Consider the following 20,791-nt stretch of genomic DNA (forward strand, 5'->3'; position numbering starts at 1 on the left):
GAAAAAGTCCCCCCTATGGGGTATGAACTTTATTCTGCCAGAATCACTCCAGAACCTCCATAAGGACAATTGTCCCTAATTGCGGGCTGAAAAACAAAAGCCGTATGCCGAAAGATCAAACAAGCGGACGGCTCGCACGATTGTCTCAGTGCCCGTGGCCGGGCATGGCGCTTGGGTCAAAGGGCAGTTTCTCTTCCCCACGCTCGGTGAGCCAGCGTTCCATGGTCTGAATTTCGCCAACCTGGCTTTGGCCCATGGCTTCAATCAGGTCTCGTGGGAGGCCCCCTGTTTTAACCTCGGCCAGGCCCTGCTCGATCATGGGCAAAGCGCCCTGGTGGTGGCGAATCATCAGTTGCAGAAACCGGGTCTCGGCAGCGCGGCCTTGTAGGGCCAGCAGTTCGGCAATCTCTTGCGGAGACGCCATGCCCATTGCGGCGGCGGCTTGGGCACTGGGGCGCTCAAAGCTAACCGTGAGTTGTCGCCACCAGGGTAGCCAGCCTCGCATCTGGGCCATCTGGGCCTGCTGGGTCTGGGCCACATCCAGGGCAAAGTAGCGCAGGTTTTCGTCGGCGGTTCGACGCTCAAAAATCCTGGCCAGCTCTACCGCCTGGGCATGGTGGGGAATCATCTTCAGGGCAAAGCGACCCTCGGGGCCGAGGGGTTGGGCCAGCAGGAGGCCCATCACAATAAGGACCAGTCCCCAAATGCCCCAAAGGGGCAAGGGGTATCGGCGTGGTGTGGGCGCGGGTCGTTGCATGGGTTTGTTTTAGCCAGGTGAGGCTTATCTGGTTTCAGCAAAGTTAGAGAAAAGGCTATGCTGGAGGCGCGATTATAGCTCCTCTCCAGATTCAGGAGTCAATACTACACTAACAAGCTCTATTTCTCCGGCTGCTGCCTCAAAACCTACCCGTTTGTGGCTGCCATCGCAAAAGGGCTTGTTTTCTGAGTGACCACAGCGGCACAGGGCTAGTTTAGCGCGCTCGAGCACCCGTTCTTCCCCATTGAGGACAAATTTTGTGCCTTCAGGCAAATCCAGCACCAGCGACCCATTCTCCCGCAAGCGGATTTTCATGAACTTAGTTTAGGCCCTGCCGGTTGGCTCAAACCGGGGCGATTGCCCCTACTGGGTTGAGGGCGCTTAGTAGAGACTGATTGCGAAGGCCAGTGAGAGATTTATCAAAGTCGCCAGCCTGCCCGAGGAGGAATCCAAATTCCCGTGAAATATCCAGGAACTACCGTTAGAGTTAAGGGCAATATGCCAAACCTCGAGTTCCCCCCTTACATCAAGAGCGAACGCGTCAGGAACTGGATCGCTGAGGCAGTTGCTTTGTGCAAGCCCGATGCTGTTCACTTCTGCGACGGCTCCGAGGAAGAGTACAACGCCTTGTGCGACCAGCTAGTCGAAGCCGGAACATTCATCCGCCTCAACCCTCAGTTGCGCCCCAACAGCTTCCTGGCCCGCTCCGATCCCAGCGACGTCGCACGGGTGGAAGATCGCACCTTTATTTGCTCCATCAACAAAGAAGACGCCGGTCCTACCAACAACTGGGTCAATCCCAAAGAAATGCACGCCACCTTGCAGGGCTTGTTCGATGGCTGCATGCGGGGCCGTACCATGTATGTAATCCCCTTCAGCATGGGACCGCTGGGTTCTCCCATTAGCTATATCGGCATCGAGATCACCGACTCGGCCTATGTGGTGGTCAACATGAAGATCATGACCCGCATGGGCAAGGCTGTTTACGACGTGCTGGGCGAGGATGGCGACTTTGTACCCTGCATGCATACCGTAGGAATGCCTCTGGAACCCGGTCAGAAGGACATCCCCTGGCCCTGCAACCCCAAGGTCAAATACATCGTGCACTTCCCCGAGGAGCGCAGCATCTGGAGCTATGGCTCGGGGTACGGTGGGAATGCCCTCTTGGGCAAAAAATGCCTGGCCTTGCGCATTGCCAGCGTGATTGGACGTGACGAGGGCTGGTTGGCCGAACACATGCTGATCCTGGGGGTCGAAGACCCCAAAGGCCAGAAGACCTATGTGGCCGCTGCCTTCCCCTCGGCCTGCGGCAAGACCAACTTCGCCATGCTAATCCCGCCCAAGCCCTTCCAGGAAGAGGGTTGGAAGGTCACGACCGTGGGCGACGATATCGCCTGGATCAAACCCGGCCCCGATGGGCGCCTTTATGCCATCAACCCCGAAGCGGGCTACTTTGGCGTGGCCCCCGGCACCTCCTATGCCACCAACCCCAACGCCATGGAGTCAATCAAGGCCAACACCATCTTCACCAATGTGGCCCTGACGCCAGAGGGCGATGTGTGGTGGGAAGGCATGGACGGCCCACCCCCGGCCAAGGCCATTGACTGGCAGGGCAACGAGTGGACCCCCGATTGTGGCCGCAAGGCCGCCCACCCCAACGCCCGCTTTACCGCCCCGGCCAGCCAGAACCCGGTTATTGATCCCGAGTGGGAAAATCCCAGGGGCGTTCCCATCAAAGCCTTTATCTTCGGCGGGCGCCGCGCCACGGTGGTACCGCTGGTCTATCAGAGCTTCAACTGGTCGTTTGGGGTCTACCTGGGAGCCACCATGGGCTCGGAAATGACCGCCGCCGCCTTTGGGCAGATCGGTGAGGTGCGCCGCGACCCCTTCGCCATGCTGCCTTTTATCGGCTACCACATGGCCAGCTATTTCAACCACTGGCTGGATATGGGCCGCCGGGTGGTAGACCCACCCCGCATCTTCAGCGTGAACTGGTTCCGCAAGGATAAGGATGGCAACTACCTGTGGCCCGGCTATGGCGAAAATATGCGCGTGCTGAAGTGGATTGTGGATCGCGCAAACGGGCGCGGCTACGCTACCGAGAGCCCTTTGGGCTACGTGCCTCATTACGAAAGCCTGGACTGGCGCGGCCTGGACTTCAGCAAGGAGCAGTTCCAGGAGCTAATGGCCATTGATCGCGACCTGTGGCTCAAGGAAATCCTCTCCCACGAAGAACTCTTCATCAAGCTCTACGAGCGGATGCCCAAAGAATTCCTGGCCATGCGCGAGCTCCTGATTTCCAACCTCTGGCGCTCGCCCGAGCACTGGGATGTGGGGGGATTGGAAGGGTGACGACTCCCCGCTCTGAAGAGCGGGGCTTCGCGGTTCTCACGGGACGGCCCTTGCCGTACCCATCCCCGCAGGCTCCGTCCGAGCCCATCTGCGGTCGGGTGCACGCCCCAACCGTGCCAGGACGTTGATGGCCGCAGCCACATCCCGGTGAAGAGAGGCCCCACAAGCGGGGCAGGTGAACTCCCTGACCCACAAGGGCCTCTTCTCCCGGTGCCCACACACCGGGCAGTCCTGGCTGGTGTGTTTGGGATCAACCCCCACGACCCGCCTACCAGCTTCTTCCGCTTTGTAGGCGAGGATTGCAAGAAACTGCGCCCACCCCGCGTCCTGCACCCCTTTGGCAGTGCGGGAGCGGGCCAGGCCGATGACGTTCAGGTCTTCGTGGACGACGGTGCCATACCGGTTGACCAGGTTCCGGGCCAGCTTGTGGTGGAAGTCTTTGCGCTGGTTGGCTACTTTGCGGTGCAGCCGGGCCAGGCGCATTTTGAGCTTCCTGCGTCGGTTGGAACCCCGCCGCTTCTTCGTCACGAACCGCTGGGTGCGGGCTAGTTTGGCCTGCGCCTTCTGGAAGTACCGAGGGGCCTCGACCATCTCCCCCTCCGAGGTGACGAGGAAGTGGGGGTTGGTGCCCAGGTCTATCCCGATGGCCTCTTGGTTTTCAGGAAGCGGTTGAGGGTCTACTTCGCAACTGAAAACGATGTACCAATGTTCGCCTTCCCGCTTCAGCGTGGCGGTCTTCAGTTTCCCCTCAAGGGGCCGGTGCAGCTTGACCTTCACCGAGCCGATGCCGTGGAGGAGCACCCGCTTCCCGCCCTCCTGAAGCTTTACCCCGGTGGTGCTGGCCTGGGGGAAGGTGAACGAGTCGTAGCGCCCCTGCCCCTTGAAGCGGGGGTATCCCGCTTTCTGTCCCGCCTTAACCCTACGGAAGAAGCCCTGGAAGGCTTTGTCCACCCGCTCAATGACGTTCTGCAAGACCTGGGAATGAATGTGCTTGTACTCCGGCAGGTCAGCCCGTATCTCTGGCAAGGAGCGCTTCTGTTCGTAGAAGCCCACCGTCCTCCCGGCCTTCTTGTAGGCATCCCTACGCTCTTGCAAAGCCGCGTTGTAGAGGTGGCGGCACAGCGCGAGGGTGCGCTCCAGGTCGCGGGCCTGGGGCTGGGTGGGGTACAGGCGGTACTTGAACGCCTTTCTAGTCATCGTCCACCTGATGCTTGCGTTGCAACTCGATGTAGCGCTGAATAGTCTGGGCTGAGATATTCCCGGCGCTGCCCACGTAGAAGGAGGGCGTCCACAAATGACCGCCGCCCTTGCCCCGCCGTAGCTTCGGGAACTCTTGCAGGATGCGCCGAGCCGATACGCCTTTCAGAATCTTCGCCACGTCCGAGGGCGGCCACTTGGGCGGCACGGAGAGGAACAAATGCACGTGGTCAGGCATGACCTCCATCCCCAGCACTACCCAGTCCCTCATCAAGCACGTCTCCCGCAACACCTGCATCAGCCGTTCGCGCACCTCGCCAAAGAAGGCATGTCTGCGGTACTTGGGGGTGAACACCAGATGGTAATTCAGGTTGTAATAGCTGTGACGTGTGGTGCGCTCTTCAAGCACATGCACATGATACCACAAAATGACCACCCACCATGCTATGTGCTCCTTCGGAGCACGTGGGGGAGTCCATGTATCCCCGCTCTGAAGAGGCGGGGGATTATAGCTCCCCCACACCCCCTCTTTCCTCTAAACCTCAGGTGTAACGCTTCATAGCCTCCCCTGGGTCAAGGGGAGGTTTTTGCCACACACCCTGTATCAGTTATCTTGTCGCTATCAACATTATCCAGGTATTCAATCGGTCGGACCAGGGCGGGGCGCATCCTATATTGGATACCGTGAACCGCTCCGATTTTTCCTTCTTCCACCGCTTGCGCGTCCGCTGGGCCGAGACGGACCCACAGGGCATCGTGTTCAACGGACACTACCTAACCTACTTCGATGTAGGTATTACCGAATACTGGCGGGCCTTAGGCATCCCCTACCCCAGCACGATAGGGCGCTTTGGGGTGGACTTGTTCGTGGTCAAGGCTACCGTGGAGTACCATGCCCCTGCCCGCTACGATGATGAACTCGATATTGGCGTGCGTGTGGGGCGTATTGGCAACAGCAGCATGCAGTTTGTGCTGGGCATCTTTCGGGGCGAGGAGCATCTTATCAGTGGTGAGGTGATATATGTGGCCGCCGATGCCCAAACCCGCAAGCCGCAGACCGTTCCACAAGCCATGCGCGAACTTCTCGGTCACTAGATTGAGAACTTGCAGTTATTCATTCGAATTGTTTCCGTCGTATAAAAAATGCCCTTTTATTCCGAAAAGGTGTACCCAACGAGGAATCTGATGCACTCGCGGACTAAGAAGGAATTGTTATCGCATCAGATTTCTCGCTTCGCTCAGAATGAGCATTGCGGGGTTGAAATCTGTGCGTTAATTGCAAAGAAGCAGGTTCACAGCAGTACAATTTCCAAAAAAAAGCTCGGTTACTCCACGCCCTCGGCTTTCAGTTCTTGGGCCAGGGTCTCCCAGCCCTTACGGCCCATCAGGGCGTAGGTGTATTCCTTGCCCAACTCCACCCCCGGCTGATCGAAAGCATTGATGTTCCAGAGTTCACCCAAGAAAGCGGTCTGCCACATCAGGTGTTGCAGCAGCCAGCCCAGGTTATAGGCATCGAGTTTTTCCAGGGCGAGGGTGTAGTTGGGCTGTCCAGCTTTGGCCAGGGCATGGGCAGTGGCCTTGGCCTCGGCATCCAGGAGTTCGAAAAAGCTCTTGCCGAAGAGGTACTCGAGCCCCTCCAGGCCCTTCACCGCCGGGATTTCCAGGTTCTCACTGGGGGCCAGGAGCCGCACAAAGGTGGTGAGCTTATCGCGGGGGCCCTCGCGGAAAAGCTGCACCTGGGCGTGCTGGTCAGTGGTGCCGATGGCCCGCACGGCGGTGGTGCCGGTGCGGACTTCATTCCCCTGACGGTCGCGCATCTTGCCCAGCGATTCGTCGTGGAGTTGCACAAACCAGTCGGGCAGATAGCGCAGGCGGGTCGAGTAGGGCATGAAAACCACGATGTTCTTGCCCCTCTGGCTAAAGAGGTGGTTGACCAGAGCGGTCTGGGCCGGGAGGTTATGTTCCAGGGCCCCCCTGGCCTGCTCGTTGGACTTGCGCGCTCCGGCCAGCAGGCTTTCCAGGTCTACCCCGGCAAAGGCCAGCGGCAGGGTGCCGACCGGACAGGTCACGCTGAAGCGCCCACCTACTGCAGGGGGCACCTCGAAGGCCGTCAGGCCCTCGGCCTCTGCATAGGGCCGCAGGATACCCTTGGCAGGATCGGTGGTGACCACCACGTGTTTTTTCCAATCGGTCACGGCCAGCTCGAGCCACTGCCTGAACACCAGAAAAGCCGCCATGGTCTCGGCCGTAGAACCCGATTTGGAAATCACATTGACCAGGGTTTTGTGGGGCTCGAGGGTGCGGAGCAGCCCAATGATGGGCTCAGGCTCCACATTGTCCACAAAATGCAGCCGCACCGAGCCATTCCCCAGGGCGGCATTCACCGCCTGCGCCCCTAACGCAGAGCCCCCAATACCCAGCACCACCAGGTCTTCGACCCAGCCGTTGGCCTGGCGGTAGCGCAGCACCCGGCGCACGGTTTCGGTGTCTTCGGGCACGTCAATCCAGCCCAAAAAAGCTTCGGGGTTGGATTTGCGCTCCCACAGCGCATCACGCGCCGTTTCCAGGCTATGCCCATGGACAGCCAGCATCGCTGGCCAGTCAATCCCCTCGGGGCCGATGCGTTCAGAAAACAGGTTGTTAAGGTCCAGGCGAAGCATGGGGTCAGTCTACCAGCCCGCAGCAAGTCTCTCGATATCGGATTCAAAAAGACAGCTTACAAAACCAAAAACTCCAAAGGCCGTCTCTTTGAATCCAGAGCACTCCCTTAAATCGGGTTAGTTCGTTACCGTTCGGCAACCACGCAACCGAATCTGGTATGCGGCGGGGCTGCCCTCACCTGCCTTTGTGCAAGCGGGTTTGTATACCCTTTGCCCAGTCCAGCCCAGGTATGCATGGCTGATTTATGGAGTTTCTCTTGAGATTTACATTTCCAGCATTGGTTAGACTCCGAGCGAAGTGCTAGACTTAGTAAAGTGTCTTTTGGGGCTAACCGAAGGCAAAGCCCACAACCGCTATGACCAAACATTCCCATGAACCCGTGGTGACCCCTCTATCGCCCGCAGAGCGTTCGGCGGTGGAGGCCCTGTGGCATGACCTAGAACCTCATCTACACTATCTCTCTGCCCACGCCAGGTCGCAAGTACGCGCCGCCCTCGAGTTCGCCCACGTGGCCCACGAAGGCCAGAAGCGCAAGAGTGGGGATCCCTACATCATTCACCCGGTCGCAGTCGCGCAAATCCTGGCCGAGCTAGGTCTGGACGCCGAGACGCTCATGGCCGGGCTCCTGCACGACACCATTGAGGATACCGAGGTGCGCCCCGAGGAGATCGAGGAGCGCTTTGGGGCGGCAGTACGCAAAATCGTGGAGGGCGAGACCAAGGTTTCTAAGCTCTACAAGCTGGCCCATGCCGCCCAGGAAGACAAACCCGCCGAGGAAAAGCACGCCGAAGACCTGCGTCAGATGTTCATCGCCATGGCTGAGGATGTGCGGATCATCATCGTCAAACTAGCCGACCGGTTACACAATTTGCGTACCCTGGAGTTCATGCCCCCCCACAAACAACAGCGCATCGCCCGCGAAACCCTGGAAATTTATGCCCCGCTGGCCCACCGGCTGGGCATTGGTCAGGTCAAGCTCGAGCTCGAAGACCTTTCTTTCCGCTACCTCGACCCCGAGAATTACCAGGCCTTAGAGGCCCGCCTCAAAAGCCACCGAGCCGAGCGCGAGGCCGCCGTACAGGCCGCCAAGGAGAAGCTCGAGCAGGCCCTCTCGCGCGACTTCATCCTCAAGCAGTCCATCAAGAACATCGAGGTCACGGGCCGCACAAAACACCTTTTTTCCATCTGGAAAAAGATGGAACGGGAGGGTAAAGCCATCGAGCAAATCTACGACCTGCTGGCCCTGCGGGTAATCCTGGAGCCACGTCAGGGCAAAGACCCCGAAGAGAACGCCCTGCGCGAGAAACAGGTCTGCTACCACGTGCTGGGGCTGGTACATGCCCTCTGGCAACCCATTCCGGGCCGGGTCAAGGACTACATTGCGGTGCCCAAGCCCAATGGCTACCAGTCGCTGCACACCACCGTCATTGCGGTGAATGGCCTGCCGCTGGAGGTGCAGATTCGCACCAAGGAGATGCACCAGGTCGCCGAGTTTGGGATTGCCGCCCACTGGCTCTACAAGGAGGGTGTCACCGACCCCGAAGGCCTCAAGCGGCGGGTAGGCTGGCTCAAGAGTATTCAGGACTGGCAACAGGAGTACAGCAGCTCGCGTGATTTTGTCGAGGCCGTCACCAAAGAACTGCTGGGCGGGCGGGTGTTTGTCTTCACCCCCAGGGGCAAGATCATCAACCTGCCCAAGGGCTCGACGCCGGTGGATTTTGCCTACCACATTCACACCGAGGTGGGGCACCACATGGTGGGGGCCAAGGTCAACGGACGCATCGTACCCCTCAGCTACGAGCTGCAAAACGGCGAGATCATCGAGATTCTCACCGCCAAAACCGCCCATCCTTCCAAAGACTGGGTGGACTATGCCAAAACCCGCTCGGCCAAGCAAAAAGTGCGGATGTTCTTCCGCGCCTTCGAGCGGGCCGAGACCCTGGAAAAGGGTGCGCGGATGCTGGAAAAATACTTCAAGCGACGGGGGCTCCCCAAACCCCTGGAAAGCCAGCTCGAGGAGGTGGGGCGCAAGCTCATCAAGAGCGCCTCGCCAGAGGATTTGTATGCCGCCATTGCGGGGGGTCGGGTGGCACCCCAGCAGGTTGCCCGCATCCTGGCACCCAAAACAGAAACGGTCGCTCCCAAAACCAAGCCGGTCAGGAACGAGCTGGGCATCCGCCTCGAGTCCAACCTGAACGTCCCCATCAAGCTGGCCAGTTGCTGCGAGCCCGCCAAGGGCGATGCCATCCTGGGCTACATCACTCGGGGGCGGGGGGTCACGATTCACAAGGCGGGCTGTCCCAACATGCGTCGCCTGATGGAGCAAGACTCGGGGCGGGTGGTGCTGGCCTACTGGGAAGGGCTGGGCCGGGTGATGCAGATTGAAGTCCTGGCCGACGACCGGGCCGGCCTGCTGCGCGACATCATGGACGCCATTGCCTCGATGGGCAAGAGTGCCATGGGCGTGAACTCGAACCCCACCTCCCCCCTCTCCTCGCTGTTTCGCATCAGCACCCGGGTAGACCTCACGGAAGGCGAACAGAAGGTGCTGGATGAGCGTCTGCGCAGCGTGCCCAACGTGCGCACAGTGAACTGGTCGCAGGTATTGTAGGCGTCGAGGGTCCAGAGTCGAGGAATAAAAGTGCGAAGGGCCTTGTGTACCTGGCTATGGGCTTTAGTACAGCGTCGTAGAGATGGCTATACCTGGGGATTTGCCCTTCCATGGCAAACCCACCCTTGCCCTCCCCTGCTAGGGGGAGGGTAGGCAGTGTATGGGGGTCTCTACAACGCTGCATTTAGTCCCTCAACCATCGGCGACTTCCCCCTTATGAACCTGCTTTTAGCCCTGCTCATCGCCTTTGTTGTGGCTGTACTGACCGAACGCATGGGCTGGCTCGGGCCCAAGACTGCCTGGGCTGCGGCACTGGTGGGTGGGCTGCCGCTGTGGGCCGGGGGCTTTAGCGCCGCCCTGGCGGTCATTTTTTTTGTGGCGCTGGGCAGTATCGCCAGTCGGCTCAACCCGGGGAGCCATGACCGCACCGGTCGCAGGGCTTTTCAAGTGCTGGCCAACGGACTTCCGGCTGCGCTGGGTATGGCACTGGGGTCGCCCATCTTCTTTGCGGCTGCACTGGCCACCGCCGCCGCCGACACGCTGGCCACCGAAATAGGCAGTCGAAGCCGGTGGGCCTGGCACCCGCTCAAAGGGCGGGTGGAGAGCGGAACCAACGCGGCGGTAAGTGCGCCCGGAACCCTTGCGCTGGTGCTGGGCGCGGGGATGTTTGCGCCCTGGGCCTGGTGGCTGGATGTGCCCGCTGGGGCTGTGGTGTTTGGTGGCATTGCTGGGGCTTTGGCCGACACGCTGCTGGGGTTGTTTGAAGACCGCTTTGAATGGTGGAGCAACGACCTGACCAATCTGCTGGCCACCACCACAGGCGGTTTGGTGGCGCTGTGGCTTGCTTGAAGGGCTGGCATCGGTTCAGGAGCAATCCCCTGACTCAAACCTAGGGTCGGTGCGTGAACCCTCGCAAACCTTAGCCAGGGGCGTTTCAAACGCCTGATATTGCAAAACATGCTCGTAGGTAGGCGACCCGGCTGGGTGTTATGCCCCCACCGGGCCTCCGCCGTTGGGGAAGAAGAAATGTTACTCTATGCACCAGCCCTGGACTCAAACCTTGCTTCCATCAGGGCAGTATATGCTGATGGTGGAAGGGCATTATCATCTAAATGGCTTGCCCTTTTGAGGAGGTCAGGTGCGCTGGCACAATCTATACCGTCGCTGGGTCTTACAAAGGCACTTCCGCTTTGCCAAAGAGCACCTGGGCGATTATTTTTTTGATGCCCTTACGGCCTATGCCCTGGGCCTAGGCAAGCTCAACATTGCCGAGGCCAAAGAGGCCGCCTGGGCTTTGAGCGAGCTGCGCAAAGACCCCATTCCAGGTTTTACTGGTCAGCTCGAGGATATTTTTTTTACCATAGACTTTCATCTGCGCGAGCGCTACGGTCACGAAATTGCAGGGGCCCTGCGGCGCGGCCTCTCCCGCAACGACCTCGACCTCACCGTGTTTCGGGCCTACGCCTGTGAGCGGCTGCTGCGGGTGCTAACGGCTTTGTCCGACCTGCGGCGGGAGTTGCTGGGTTTAGGACAGACCCACCGGCAAACCCTTTTGACCGCCTACACCCACCACCGCCCGGCCCAACCCACCACCCTGGGGCACTATCTGACCGGGGTGGAAAACCTGCTCTCGCGCGACTATCAGCGCCTGCGCTCGGCCTTCCAGACCACCGACAAGTGCCCCCTGGGCGCTTCGACCCTGGCGGGCAGCCCCTATCCGGTAGACCGCAAGGCCCTGGCCCAGTGGTTGGGGTTTGGGGGCACCTTAGAACACACCTACGACGCCATCGCCGCAGGCGACTGGGCCCTGGAAATTGCCTATGCCCTGGCGGGTATGGCCACCAGTTTGTCGCGTCTGGTGGCCGACCTCTTATTCTGGGCGGAGCAGGGTGGCTTCCTGGTGGCCGAAAAAATCAGCCAGGGGTCTTCCATCATGCCGCAGAAGGTAAACCCGGTGGTGCTGGAGCACGTGCGGGGTTTCCTGGCCGAACTGATGGGCGGCCCCACCACCCTGGGTCATCTCAACTACAGCACCCCGTTTGGCGATGTGAACGACCACGGGCCAGCGGTACTCGAGCCCCTATACAACCTGTTTTACGCTGCCGAAGGGGCTGTAGCACTTCTGCGGGTGGCCCTACAAGAAAGCCGCTTTGTACCCGAGGTGCTGGCCCAGGGCCTGCGCGACCGCAGCGTGCTGGCCTCCGAGCTGGTAGATGTGCTGGTCTCGGGTAGGCATCTCTCGTTGGCCGAGGCCTACCCCAAGGTACAGGGCATGTTGCGCGAGCTGAGCAGCAAGGGGCGCACGGTGGCCGAGCTGGGCCTGGACGACCTGCAAAGCCACCTGGGGTTTGGCGACCCCGAGCTGCTGCAAGCCCTGGAGCCCGAGCGCTTTATCGCCCGTCGGCGGGTGCTGGGCGGGGCCGCTCCGGAGGCCCAGGCGATTTACCTGGACTACGCCCTGAACCGGCTGAAGCTCGAGCGGCTAGAGCTAAAGGAACTCAAAAGCCGACGCCGCAAAGCCCTTCGAACCCTGGCCCAGGAGCCTTTGAGCCTGCTGGGTGAGCCCTCTCGAACCGGCCAGACCCTGAAGGCCGCCCCGTAGTTCAGTTTGGCGAGTCGCATACCCCACCGCAAGCCGACTTAGAAAAGCAAAAGTTGGTGGGGCGCTCAGTTGGTGGGGCGCTCAAGGGATAGGCCTACCCGCTGGCCAAATGTGAGTGGCTCATGCGGAAAAGGAATGCGGCAGCGCCCAAGCGCTTAAGCTACAATCGTTTTTGAATGCGCTCGTATTGGACACCTTCCTGGACATCCGGCCCCTGTGGAACCTGCCCCGCTTGGTTAGGCCTGCTCACCCAACTGCATAGCAGCGTATAGGAGATTTATGCTCGAGACCCGTCTGCAACCTCACCGCGAATACCTGCTGGCCAACATGCCCGGCCAGAAGATGTTTTTGGCCCTCAAGGTGCGCCCCGAGGCCCAGGCCGCGGGCGCTCGGCCCCAACTGGCCATTGCCTTTGTGGTGGATACCTCCGGCTCCATGCGCGAGGTGGTGACCGAACCCAAAGAGCGCACCGGCCAGAGCGTGCGGGTGGATGGCAAGGAGTATGAGGTCGTACGCGGCGCCAAGAGCAAGATGGATCTGGTGGTAGAGGCGCTGCAAAACCTGCTCCATAGCCGCGAGCTAAAACCCTCCGACCGCCTGGCGCTCATCAAGTTCGACGACCACGCCAGCGTGGTACAGCCCTTTACCGACGCCGCCCACAAGGCCCGCCTGATCGCAGCCGTGGAGCAACTGCCCCAGTTCTCCGGCGGAACCCACATGGGTGCGGGAATGCTGGAAGCCCTGAAGCAACTGCAAAAAGAGGCGGGCAGCCGCCGCATGATTCTGCTGACCGACGGGCAGGCTTTCGACGAGCCCCTCGTCGAGCAGGCCGCCCAAGCGTTGGCCGAGGCCCACATCCCCGTGACCGCCATTGGTGTGGGCGACGACTGGAACGACGATCTTCTTACCGACATCACCGACCGCACCCAGGGCAGGCCCTTCCACATAGTGCCCGATACCCAGAACCCGCTGCCCCCCAGCCTCAGGGCCACCGAGCTACCCAGGGCCATTTTGGGCGAGCTGGAAAACGCCGCCAGCGAGGTGATTACCCACATTGGACTATCGGTGCGAACCGTAAAGGACGTGACCCTGGATCGGGTCACGCGGGTCTACCCCACCCAGGCCGAGGTAGACCTGAAGGCCAAGCCCTACCCCCTGGGCAACGCGGCCAAGGGCGACTGGACGGTGTTTATCCTCGAGTTCACCCTACCCGCCCGGCCCCCGGCCCGCATTCGCATCGCCCAGATGGGCCTGACCTACGAAGTGCCCGGCCAGGGCTACCGAGGCGAGGTGCCCCCCATGGACGTGGTGGTGGAGTTTACCACCGACGAAACCCTGGCGGCCCGCATTGACCCCGAGGTGATGCAATGGGTGCAGCAGCGCAACATTGAGCAGCTAATCAAGCAGGCCACGGTGGAGGCCCGCACCGACCCCAGCAAGGCCGCCAAGACGCTGGAACTGGCCCGCAACCTGACCGTCAAGCTGGGCAACACCGCCATGACCCGCGCCCTCGACCAGGCCGTAGGCGAGCTTAAGAGCAGCAAGACCATCAGCATCGGCACCGCCAAGACCATCAAGATTGGGGCCAAGACCCAGGTGCTCAAACAAGGGCCCGAGGCCGCGCCGGGTAGGGAGGATCTGCCCTCCGACGAAGAAATTCGCAAGATGACCGGCGCCTAACTTGGAGCGGAGGCGCTCTGCCAAGCCCCTCTGCTTTGGATATGGAACGTTGTCCCTACTGCGCTAGCCCCGTACCTACTAATGCCGCAATCTGTCCGACCTGTGGCATGAGCATTGCCATGCCGGGTGAACAACATCTGCCCGTAGGAACCCGGCTCAAAGGTGGGCGCTACACCCTGGGCAAGGTGTTGGGGCAGGGTGGTTTTGGGATTACCTACCTGGGAGCCGATACCCAGGAAAACCGCCCCGTGGCCATTAAGGAACTGTTTCCCGAGGGGTCGTCACGCCGCGCCAACTCGCGCAATGTAGTACCGCCTACCAGCCTGCTGGGGGGCGGTTTTACCGAAACCATGGAGAAGTTTGAGGACGAGGCCCGCGTGATGAGCAAGTTCAACCATCCGGGTATCGTGCGCGTATTCGATATTTTCGAGGAAAACGGAACCGCGTATCTGGTGATGGAGTTTCTGAAAGGCCAGACTTTGGGCAAGCGGATCGAGAAGCAGGGCAAGCTGCCAGCCCGCGAGGTGCAGGATATTGCCCTCAAGCTGCTGGATGCCCTGGAGGTGGTACATGGCGCGGGGATGCTCCACCGCGACATCAAGCCCGACAACGTATTCTTGCACCAGGATGGCCGGGTGGTGCTGATCGACTTTGGCTCGGCAAGGCAGTTTGCCCAGGGCAAAACCCTCCAGCACACCCGGCTGGTTACACCGGGCTACGCGCCTTTGGAGCAGTACGGCACCGCCGGCAAGTTTGGCCCCTATACCGACCTCTACGCGCTGGGCGCTACGCTTTACCATGCGCTGATGGGCGTGGTGCCCCCTGCCGCTACCGACCGGGTGCAGAGCAATCAGCCCCTGCGGCTGCCACGCGAAACCCCCGATGGCCTCGAGCAGGCCGTCAACCGGGCCCTGGAAATCCGGGTGGACCGGCGCCCCCAGAGCGTGGCCGAGTTTCGGGCTATCTTGCTGGGCCAGCGGCAGCCCACCTCCACCGCACGGCCCACCTCCACCGCCCCGTCTGCAACCGGCAATCTTTCGATCCGGGTCAGCCCACCCCAGACCGCCGTGCGGGTGCAAGGCCCCAACAATTTTCAGCAGGTCGTGCAGGGCAATACCGACCTGGAAGGGCTCCCCTCGGGCACCTATACCCTCTATGCCGACGCCCAGGGTTTTCAGCCCCAGCAGGTCAAGGTACAGCTCCGGGCCGGGAGCGTCCTCGAGGCCCGCTTCACCCTGGCCCCCGTGCGGCGCCCGGCCCCAGCCCCTCGACCAGCGCCCCAGCCCACCCCCGCACCCCAACCCATCCCAACGCCCATGCCTGGGCCCCAGCCCAGCCCCACCCCCAGTCCTGCACCTGCACCACTGGCTAGTAGGCTCTACAACCTGAGGCTCAACCTGCTCACGCTGGCAGCGTTTCTAGCCTTGTTTTATGTGTTCTTCGAGGTGCGCCCTGCCACCTTGCAAACCTTCTTGCAGCCCCTCGACGAACAGCTCCAGCGCGACTTCAACACCTGGGTGCCGGGTTATCCTGGGGTCTTTGCCTGGCTGCGGGCGGGGTTTTATAGCGCGATTGTGCTGGGGGTTTTCTACACCCTGAGTTTTCTGGTGACCCAGGTGGTCTGGCTTTTGCCGCTGCTGGTGTTGGGGGGGGCAGGCTTGCTCTTGTACAGAAAACTGATCTCGCTCGAGCAGGGCGTCCTTGCCGCGGTTGTTCTGGGCGCGGTGTATCTGGGGGTGCTGCTCCTGGAGCGTCTGAGCATCCCCCTGGCGGTGGTGCTGGGCCTGGTGGCGGCTTTTCGCTGGGCCGACCCCGCCCGGGGAGAAATTATGGGGCCCGGTGGTCTGGCGGTCGCCGTGCTGATTCTAAGTTTTGGTGGTATCGTTCGCTTGACCCGCGAGCGGCAAAGAGAGGAGCGTAATCCATGATCGTGTGTAAGGTATGCGGAACCGAGAATCCCGATGGAACCCAGTATTGCGAAAGCTGCGGGGTCGAACTCACCCCAGCAGCCACCCCAGAACCTGGGGTAACTGAAGCTCAGGCGCCCGAGCCCGTGGTAAACGAAGCTCAGTCGCCTGAGCCCGTGGTAACCGAAACACCGGCTGCACCCGAAGTACCCACCGAACCCGCGCAGCCCGAGGCTCCCACCGCCCCGCCGCCCGCCCCCCTCTTCCGCCCGGCCAAACTGGTCTTCAAGCGCTTTGGCGCCCTTACCAACGAAAGCATTCCCCTGCAAGGCCCGCGCCTGGTGGTGGGTCGTTTTGATGCCTCCACCGGGCCGGTGGAGATTGACCTAACCGGCGTGCCGGGCGCCGAGAACATCTCGCGTCGCCATGCCGAACTGTTTTTTGAGGGGGTCTGGAAGGTACGCGACCTGGGCTCCACCAACGGCGTGTTCATCAAGCGGGCCGGTCAGGAGGCCTACTCCCCCCGCCTGGTGGAACCCGCCGAACTCAAGGACGGCGACGAGATTGCCTTTGGCAATGTAATTGTGGTCTTCCAGGAGGGCTAGCCATGCCGGACGAACGCTCCGGGTCGGAGCAGGGCACTCCCAGGGCTTACGACGCGGAGGATATCCAGGAAGTGGGTCGGGCCGAGGAAGAGGGCATGGGACCCCCCTCGAGCCAGCCTCCCCCTGCGTCAGAGGTGCCGCTGGATACGCTGGATTTGCAGGAAATTGCCCAGGCCGAAGCCGAAGGCATGACCCACGCCGATATGGGCCTGCCCCCCGAGGAAGAGCTGGCAGACCCCGCTAAAGAAGCCCCCCTTTCTGGGCTCGAGGGAGACTACCTCGAGGAAACCGTACTACCCTCCACCGTGGAAAACTACGCACTTACCCCCGGCTCCACTCACACCTGGGGCTCCCTGACCCTTCAGGTGGAAAGCCCCTACCGGGCAAGCTGGATGTGGGCAACCGAGGGGGGCCAGAGGCTTCTGGTAGGGCCCAAACAAGATGGCCGTCTGCTGGCTGGGCTGGACAACCACCGCCTGCTGCCCCGGCTGATCTATGCGGGCCCCGAAGGCATGGCCGTCGAGGCGGTAGAGGGCGAGCCGATAGGCCGCAAACTCTCGCTGCCGGCGGCCCTGGGGGTGGTGCAGCCGTTGGCCCAGCTGGTGTACTTCCTCGAGCTCAAGGGCTTGGCACTGGTAGACCTCGAGCCCCAGGCGCTCTGCCAGACCAACCAGGGGCTGCGGCTGGCCTTGCCGCCACGGCTGGCCCGCTTGGGCGAGCCAGCGCCCCAGGTCTGGCGGCAGGGCTACACCCCCCCCGAGGTTCTGGCCGAAGCAACCGTGAGCAGCAAGACCGGGGTGTACCTGCTGGGGGCTTTGTTGTTCGAACTTCTCACCGGCACGGCGCTGCCGGTGGAGGGGCCCAGCGAGTTGCTGCTCTCGAGCATCCCCATCCCGGGCGTGCCCCAGGCGCTGGCCCAGATGCTGGCCCCCCCCGGGGAGCGGGCAACCCCCAAGCAGGCTTTGGCCCTGCTCAAAAAGCTTTCGCACCCCAGCGAGGTGGAGGTGGTGCTCGAGCTCGGCGAGGCCACCAGCGTGGGCCTTAATCCCAGCCGCCATTACAACCAGGATGCCTATGCCTACCGCCTCGAGCGCGTCCAGTCGGAGTTTGGTCGCACCCTCTTACTCCGCGCCTGCGTAAGTGACGGCATGGGCGGCATGGCCGCCGGCGAGCGGGCCAGCCAGGCCGCCGTCGAGACCTTCATTGCGGGCCACCCGCCCCATCCCATTGACGACCCCCAGGCCCAGTCCGACTGGGGGGTGCGGCTGGTCTGGGCTGCCAATCAGGCCGTGCTCGAGACCCTGGCGGGCCTGGACGGGGGCTGCACCCTGAGCGGGGTGATGCTCTGGGGAGCCCGCTACACCGTGGCCCACGTGGGTGATACCCGCGTTTATCTCTGGCGTCAGGGCCAGCTCCAGCAGCTTACCCGCGACCATTCGTTGGTAGCCGCCCTGGTGGCCAGCCAGATGATTACCCGTGAGGAGGCCATGCGGCACCCCGACCGCAACCAGGTTTTGCGTTCGCTGGGCAACCTGCGCCAGCCGCAGGGGGGCTATGTGGAAACCCTCGAGGCCACCACCGGGCAGGTTTCAGGGGTGCTCGAGCCCGGCGAAGCCCTGGTGCTTGTCTCCGATGGGGTCTGGGGCGAGGTAACCGAGGCCCAAATGGCCGAGATTTTGAGTCAGGCAGGTAGCTTCCAGGCCGCCGCCGAAGCCCTGGTGCAGCAAGCGCTGGCCGCAGGCGCCCCCGACAACGCCACCGCGCTCATCGTCTGCCGCCGGGCTTAGTCCGATTTGAGATGAGACCCACCCCCCGCACCTTTGCCCTCCTGGGTGCTGCCGGCGCACTGCTGGGCGGCCTCCTGGGGGAGTTGCTGATTCCCCGGCCCAACCCCCAGGCAGCCACTTCCCAGCCAGCAGCCATTGCTCTGGTAATCGATGCCTCGGGCAGCATGAACGAGCAGAACAAACTGGCCGAGGTCAAGCGGGCCGCGCGGGACTTTGTGCTCCGGCAAGACCTGCAGGTCACCCAAATTGCGGTGGTGGGTTTTGGCAGCCAGGCCCACCTGGAAAGCCCCCTTTCCAGCAACCGGCAAGCTTTGCTCGAGGCCCTCGAGCGCATTCAGGACGGGGGCGGCACCATGATGGCGGAGGGCTTGCAGGCCGGGCAGGAAGCCCTAGGCCAGACCGAGGTGGTATCCCGTAGCATCCTGCTCTTTACCGACGGGGTTCCGGGCAGCACCCTCATGCCCGAGTCGGTGGCCCGTCGCCTGGCGCTGGGGGTGGCCGAGCAGATTCGGGCTCAGGGCATCCAGCTGGTAGCGGTGGGCACCGAAGACGCCAATTTGCGCTTCCTGGCCGAACTCACGGGCTCGCGCGAGTTGGTTTTTTCCACCACCTCCGGGCAGTTCGACCAGGCCTTTCGCCAGGCCGAGCAGGCCATCCAGCAACTTTTTGGGAACCGCGCCCCCATCGGTGCAGGCCGGGCTTTGCAAGAAGCCTTTTTGTGGGGGGGCCTGGTGGCTTTGGGGCTGGGGCTGGTGTTGCTGGTGGGCCAGAACATCCTGACCCTGCGCGGGCGCTGGTTCCGCGATCTGAGCTGGGTGCCCTTTGGCGCTGCCCTGCTGGGTGGGGCCTCGGCAGGGTTGGGACAGTTGCTCTTGGTGACCGGCAGTGGCCGGGGCCTGGGCTGGGCCATTCTGGGAGCCGGGGCCGGGCTTTTCCTGGGTCTGGCGGATCGCTCGAGGGCCAAAGCCCTGCGGGGCGCCCTGGGGGGCGCAGCAGGGGGTTTTCTGGGCGGCCTGGTGTTCGAGTGGCTGCTGGGCGGCAGCGGCACCCTGGCCCGGCTGGTGGGGTTCGCAGTCCTGGGAGCGGCCATCGGGCTGATGGTGCAATGGGCCCAACAAGCCTTCAAAGCAGCCTGGCTGATGGGCCTCACCACCGGCCCGTACGAGGGAAAGGAATATATTCTGGCCAAGCCGGTGGTCACGGTAGGCCGCTCCGATGCCAACGATATCGGTCTCTACCGCGAGCGCGATCTGCCGCTCAAGGCTGGTGTGCTGCGGCAGGAAAAGGGGCAGTGGGTCTGGGATGGCGCTACCATTCTGGTCAACGGGCAGGGCACCTCCCGGCAGGCATTGCAACCAGGCGACCGGCTGGGCTTCGGGGCTACCGAGTTTTTGTTCCAGGTGCGTGGGGCCCTGCCGCCCGAAGCCAAAGAAGCCTGGGTTTTGCATGGCGACCAGGGCTCGTATCCCCTGCCCTTCCCGCTCCAACGAGCGGTCATCGGCTCGGCCCCAAGTTGCCAGGTACAGGTGCCTGGCATTGCCGACCAGCACGTCGAGATTCGTCTGGGCCACGAGGGGTTGAAGCTTGTGGTGCGGGCCACGCCCACCCAGCTCAACGGGCAAAGCCTAAGAGCAGGTCAGCAACTACCCCTCAAGGCGGGGGATTTGCTCGAGCTTGGCACGCAAGAACTGGCCCTGGCCCGGCAGCGCAACCTGCCTGAATCTGGGTGATAGCTCTGTGCACCGTTTTCGGAGGTGACCCATGTTCGACGGCTTCGAAAGTCTGGATGTCCAGACCTCCACCGTGCGCATTCACCTGGTCAAAGGCGGCAGCGGCCCCCCGGTGCTGCTGCTGCACGGCTACCCCCAGACCCATGCCATGTGGCACCGGGTGGCCCCCCTACTGGCGCAGCACTTCACGGTGGTGGCGTCCGACCTGCGCGGCTACGGCGATAGCGAGAAGCCGCCGGGCGACCCGGCCCATCAGCACTATAGCAAGCGCCAGATGGCCCAGGATCAGGTCGAGGTGATGCGGGCCCTGGGCTTTGAGCGGTTCTTCGTAGTGGGTCACGACCGGGGCGGGCGGGTGGGCCACCGCATGGCCCTCGATTACCCCGAGCAGGTGCTAAAGCTGGCCGTGCTGGACATTGCTCCCACGCCCTACGTGTTTGCCCACCTAAGCCGCGAGCTGGCCCTGGCCTACTACCACTGGTTTTTCCTGGCCCAGCCCCCTGGCTTCCCCGAGCGCCTGATTAGCTTCGACCCCATCGGGTTTTTGCACCAGAAGCTGGGCGGCTGGGGAACGGGCCTGGCAGCCTTTGCCCCCGAGGCCCTGGCCGAATACAAGCGTTGCTTCCGCGACCCCGCCACCATCCACGCCACCTGTGAGGACTACCGCGCAGCGGCCGGTATAGACCTAAAGCACCACGCCGCCGATAGCCACAAGGTGGCGTGCCCCTTGCTGGTGCTGTGGGGCGCAAAGGGCATAGTTCACCGTACCTGCGATCCCCTGGCGGCCTGGCGGGAATACGCCCTGGATGTGCAGGGAAAGGCCATTGAGGCGGGCCACTTCCTCTGCGAGGAAAACCCCACCGCTACCACCCAGGCTTTGCTGGAATTCCTCCGGGCGTAGC

At 62.3% G+C, this 20,791-nt stretch carries 16 protein-coding genes; 11 read left to right on the forward strand and 5 right to left on the reverse strand.

Annotated features, from left to right (window positions below):
- Nucleotides 1–145: 145 nt before the first annotated feature.
- Together Q0X23_RS04035 and Q0X23_RS04040 are read right to left on the reverse strand one after the other, a co-directional pair.
- Nucleotides 146–682 carry a DUF305 domain-containing protein gene (locus Q0X23_RS04035; protein WP_297861161.1) on the reverse strand — a complete coding sequence of 179 codons (537 nt, stop codon included), beginning with the start codon at nt 680–682 and terminating at the stop codon, nt 146–148.
- Between the two features lie 147 nt (nt 683–829).
- Nucleotides 830–1,072: a CDGSH iron-sulfur domain-containing protein gene (locus Q0X23_RS04040; RefSeq protein ID WP_297859096.1), complete on the reverse strand. Its 243-nt coding sequence runs from the start codon at nt 1,070–1,072 to the stop codon at nt 830–832.
- A gap of 183 nt (nt 1,073–1,255) precedes the next feature.
- Between Q0X23_RS04040 and Q0X23_RS04045 the strand changes: the two genes are divergently transcribed.
- Entirely contained in the window at nt 1,256–3,109 is a 1,854-nt protein-coding gene (locus tag Q0X23_RS04045; protein ID WP_297859097.1) for a phosphoenolpyruvate carboxykinase (GTP), read from the forward strand.
- 36 nt (nt 3,110–3,145) lie between these two features.
- On the opposite strand, the gene Q0X23_RS04050 is transcribed toward Q0X23_RS04045, so the two are convergent.
- Entirely contained in the window at nt 3,146–4,306 is a 1,161-nt protein-coding gene (locus Q0X23_RS04050) for a transposase (protein WP_297859098.1), read from the reverse strand.
- Complete coding sequence (gene tnpA, locus Q0X23_RS04055; protein WP_297859099.1) at nt 4,299–4,715, reverse strand: IS200/IS605 family transposase; 417 nt, start codon at nt 4,713–4,715, stop codon at nt 4,299–4,301. The genes Q0X23_RS04050 and tnpA overlap by 8 nt, the downstream gene beginning before the upstream one ends.
- 275 nt (nt 4,716–4,990) lie before the next feature.
- Here tnpA and Q0X23_RS04060 point away from each other — a divergent pair, with 275 nt between their 5' ends.
- Nucleotides 4,991–5,401, forward strand: a complete 411-nt coding sequence (locus Q0X23_RS04060) for a thioesterase family protein (protein WP_297859100.1) — start codon at nt 4,991–4,993, stop codon at nt 5,399–5,401.
- Between the two features lie 230 nt (nt 5,402–5,631).
- On the opposite strand, the gene Q0X23_RS04065 is transcribed toward Q0X23_RS04060, so the two are convergent.
- On the reverse strand, nt 5,632–6,966 hold the full coding sequence (locus Q0X23_RS04065; RefSeq protein WP_297859101.1) for a glucose-6-phosphate isomerase: 1,335 nt from the start codon (nt 6,964–6,966) through the stop codon (nt 5,632–5,634).
- 356 nt (nt 6,967–7,322) lie between these two features.
- Here Q0X23_RS04065 and Q0X23_RS04070 point away from each other — a divergent pair, with 356 nt between their 5' ends.
- The 9 genes from Q0X23_RS04070 (at nt 7,323) to Q0X23_RS04110 (ending at nt 20,790) form a co-directional block, all read left to right on the forward strand.
- Nucleotides 7,323–9,578 carry a bifunctional (p)ppGpp synthetase/guanosine-3',5'-bis(diphosphate) 3'-pyrophosphohydrolase gene (locus Q0X23_RS04070; protein WP_297859102.1) on the forward strand — a complete coding sequence of 752 codons (2,256 nt, stop codon included), beginning with the start codon at nt 7,323–7,325 and terminating at the stop codon, nt 9,576–9,578.
- A 216-nt stretch (nt 9,579–9,794) separates the two neighbouring features.
- On the forward strand, nt 9,795–10,427 hold the full coding sequence (locus Q0X23_RS04075; RefSeq protein WP_297859103.1) for a DUF92 domain-containing protein: 633 nt from the start codon (nt 9,795–9,797) through the stop codon (nt 10,425–10,427).
- Nucleotides 10,428–10,716: 289 nt separating this feature from the next.
- The gene (locus Q0X23_RS04080) at nt 10,717–12,180 is read left to right on the forward strand and encodes a lyase family protein (RefSeq protein ID WP_297859104.1); all 1,464 of its coding nucleotides are present in this window, start codon (nt 10,717–10,719) and stop codon (nt 12,178–12,180) included.
- A 279-nt stretch (nt 12,181–12,459) separates the two neighbouring features.
- A complete protein-coding gene (locus Q0X23_RS04085) occupies nt 12,460–13,860 on the forward strand; it encodes a VWA domain-containing protein (RefSeq protein WP_297859105.1) in 1,401 nt (466 codons plus the stop codon).
- Nucleotides 13,861–13,979: 119 nt separating this feature from the next.
- Entirely contained in the window at nt 13,980–15,788 is a 1,809-nt protein-coding gene (locus Q0X23_RS04090; RefSeq protein ID WP_297859106.1) for a serine/threonine-protein kinase, read from the forward strand.
- A complete protein-coding gene (locus Q0X23_RS04095) occupies nt 15,785–16,372 on the forward strand; it encodes an FHA domain-containing protein (RefSeq protein ID WP_297859107.1) in 588 nt (195 codons plus the stop codon). The genes Q0X23_RS04090 and Q0X23_RS04095 overlap by 4 nt, the downstream gene beginning before the upstream one ends.
- A gap of 2 nt (nt 16,373–16,374) precedes the next feature.
- Entirely contained in the window at nt 16,375–18,159 is a 1,785-nt protein-coding gene (locus tag Q0X23_RS04100) for a PP2C family serine/threonine-protein phosphatase (RefSeq protein WP_297859108.1), read from the forward strand.
- An 11-nt stretch (nt 18,160–18,170) separates the two neighbouring features.
- Nucleotides 18,171–19,889: a VWA domain-containing protein gene (locus tag Q0X23_RS04105; protein ID WP_297859109.1), complete on the forward strand. Its 1,719-nt coding sequence runs from the start codon at nt 18,171–18,173 to the stop codon at nt 19,887–19,889.
- Nucleotides 19,890–19,920: 31 nt separating this feature from the next.
- On the forward strand, nt 19,921–20,790 hold the full coding sequence (locus Q0X23_RS04110; RefSeq protein WP_297859110.1) for an alpha/beta fold hydrolase: 870 nt from the start codon (nt 19,921–19,923) through the stop codon (nt 20,788–20,790).
- Nucleotide 20,791 lies beyond the last annotated feature (1 nt).

The organism is Meiothermus sp. (assembly GCF_026004115.1).
Lineage (GTDB): Bacteria > Deinococcota > Deinococci > Deinococcales > Thermaceae > Meiothermus.

Bases quoted from the DNA above. Each gene is read 5' to 3' on its own strand.
- Q0X23_RS04035 (WP_297861161.1), bottom strand. From the start codon at position 682: ATGGGCCTCCTGCTGGCCCAACCCCTCGGCCCCGAGGGTCGCTTTGCC.
- Q0X23_RS04040 (WP_297859096.1), bottom strand. From the start codon at position 1,072: ATGAAAATCCGCTTGCGGGAGAATGGGTCGCTGGTGCTGGATTTGCCT.
- Q0X23_RS04045 (WP_297859097.1), top strand. From the start codon at position 1,256: ATGCCAAACCTCGAGTTCCCCCCTTACATCAAGAGCGAACGCGTCAGG.
- Q0X23_RS04050 (WP_297859098.1), bottom strand. From the start codon at position 4,306: ATGACTAGAAAGGCGTTCAAGTACCGCCTGTACCCCACCCAGCCCCAG.
- Q0X23_RS04065 (WP_297859101.1), bottom strand. From the start codon at position 6,966: ATGCTTCGCCTGGACCTTAACAACCTGTTTTCTGAACGCATCGGCCCC.
- Q0X23_RS04070 (WP_297859102.1), top strand. From the start codon at position 7,323: ATGACCAAACATTCCCATGAACCCGTGGTGACCCCTCTATCGCCCGCA.
- Q0X23_RS04075 (WP_297859103.1), top strand. From the start codon at position 9,795: ATGAACCTGCTTTTAGCCCTGCTCATCGCCTTTGTTGTGGCTGTACTG.
- Q0X23_RS04085 (WP_297859105.1), top strand. From the start codon at position 12,460: ATGCTCGAGACCCGTCTGCAACCTCACCGCGAATACCTGCTGGCCAAC.
- Q0X23_RS04090 (WP_297859106.1), top strand. From the start codon at position 13,980: ATGCCGGGTGAACAACATCTGCCCGTAGGAACCCGGCTCAAAGGTGGG.
- Q0X23_RS04095 (WP_297859107.1), top strand. From the start codon at position 15,785: ATGATCGTGTGTAAGGTATGCGGAACCGAGAATCCCGATGGAACCCAG.
- Q0X23_RS04100 (WP_297859108.1), top strand. From the start codon at position 16,375: ATGCCGGACGAACGCTCCGGGTCGGAGCAGGGCACTCCCAGGGCTTAC.
- Q0X23_RS04105 (WP_297859109.1), top strand. From the start codon at position 18,171: ATGAGACCCACCCCCCGCACCTTTGCCCTCCTGGGTGCTGCCGGCGCA.
- Q0X23_RS04110 (WP_297859110.1), top strand. From the start codon at position 19,921: ATGTTCGACGGCTTCGAAAGTCTGGATGTCCAGACCTCCACCGTGCGC.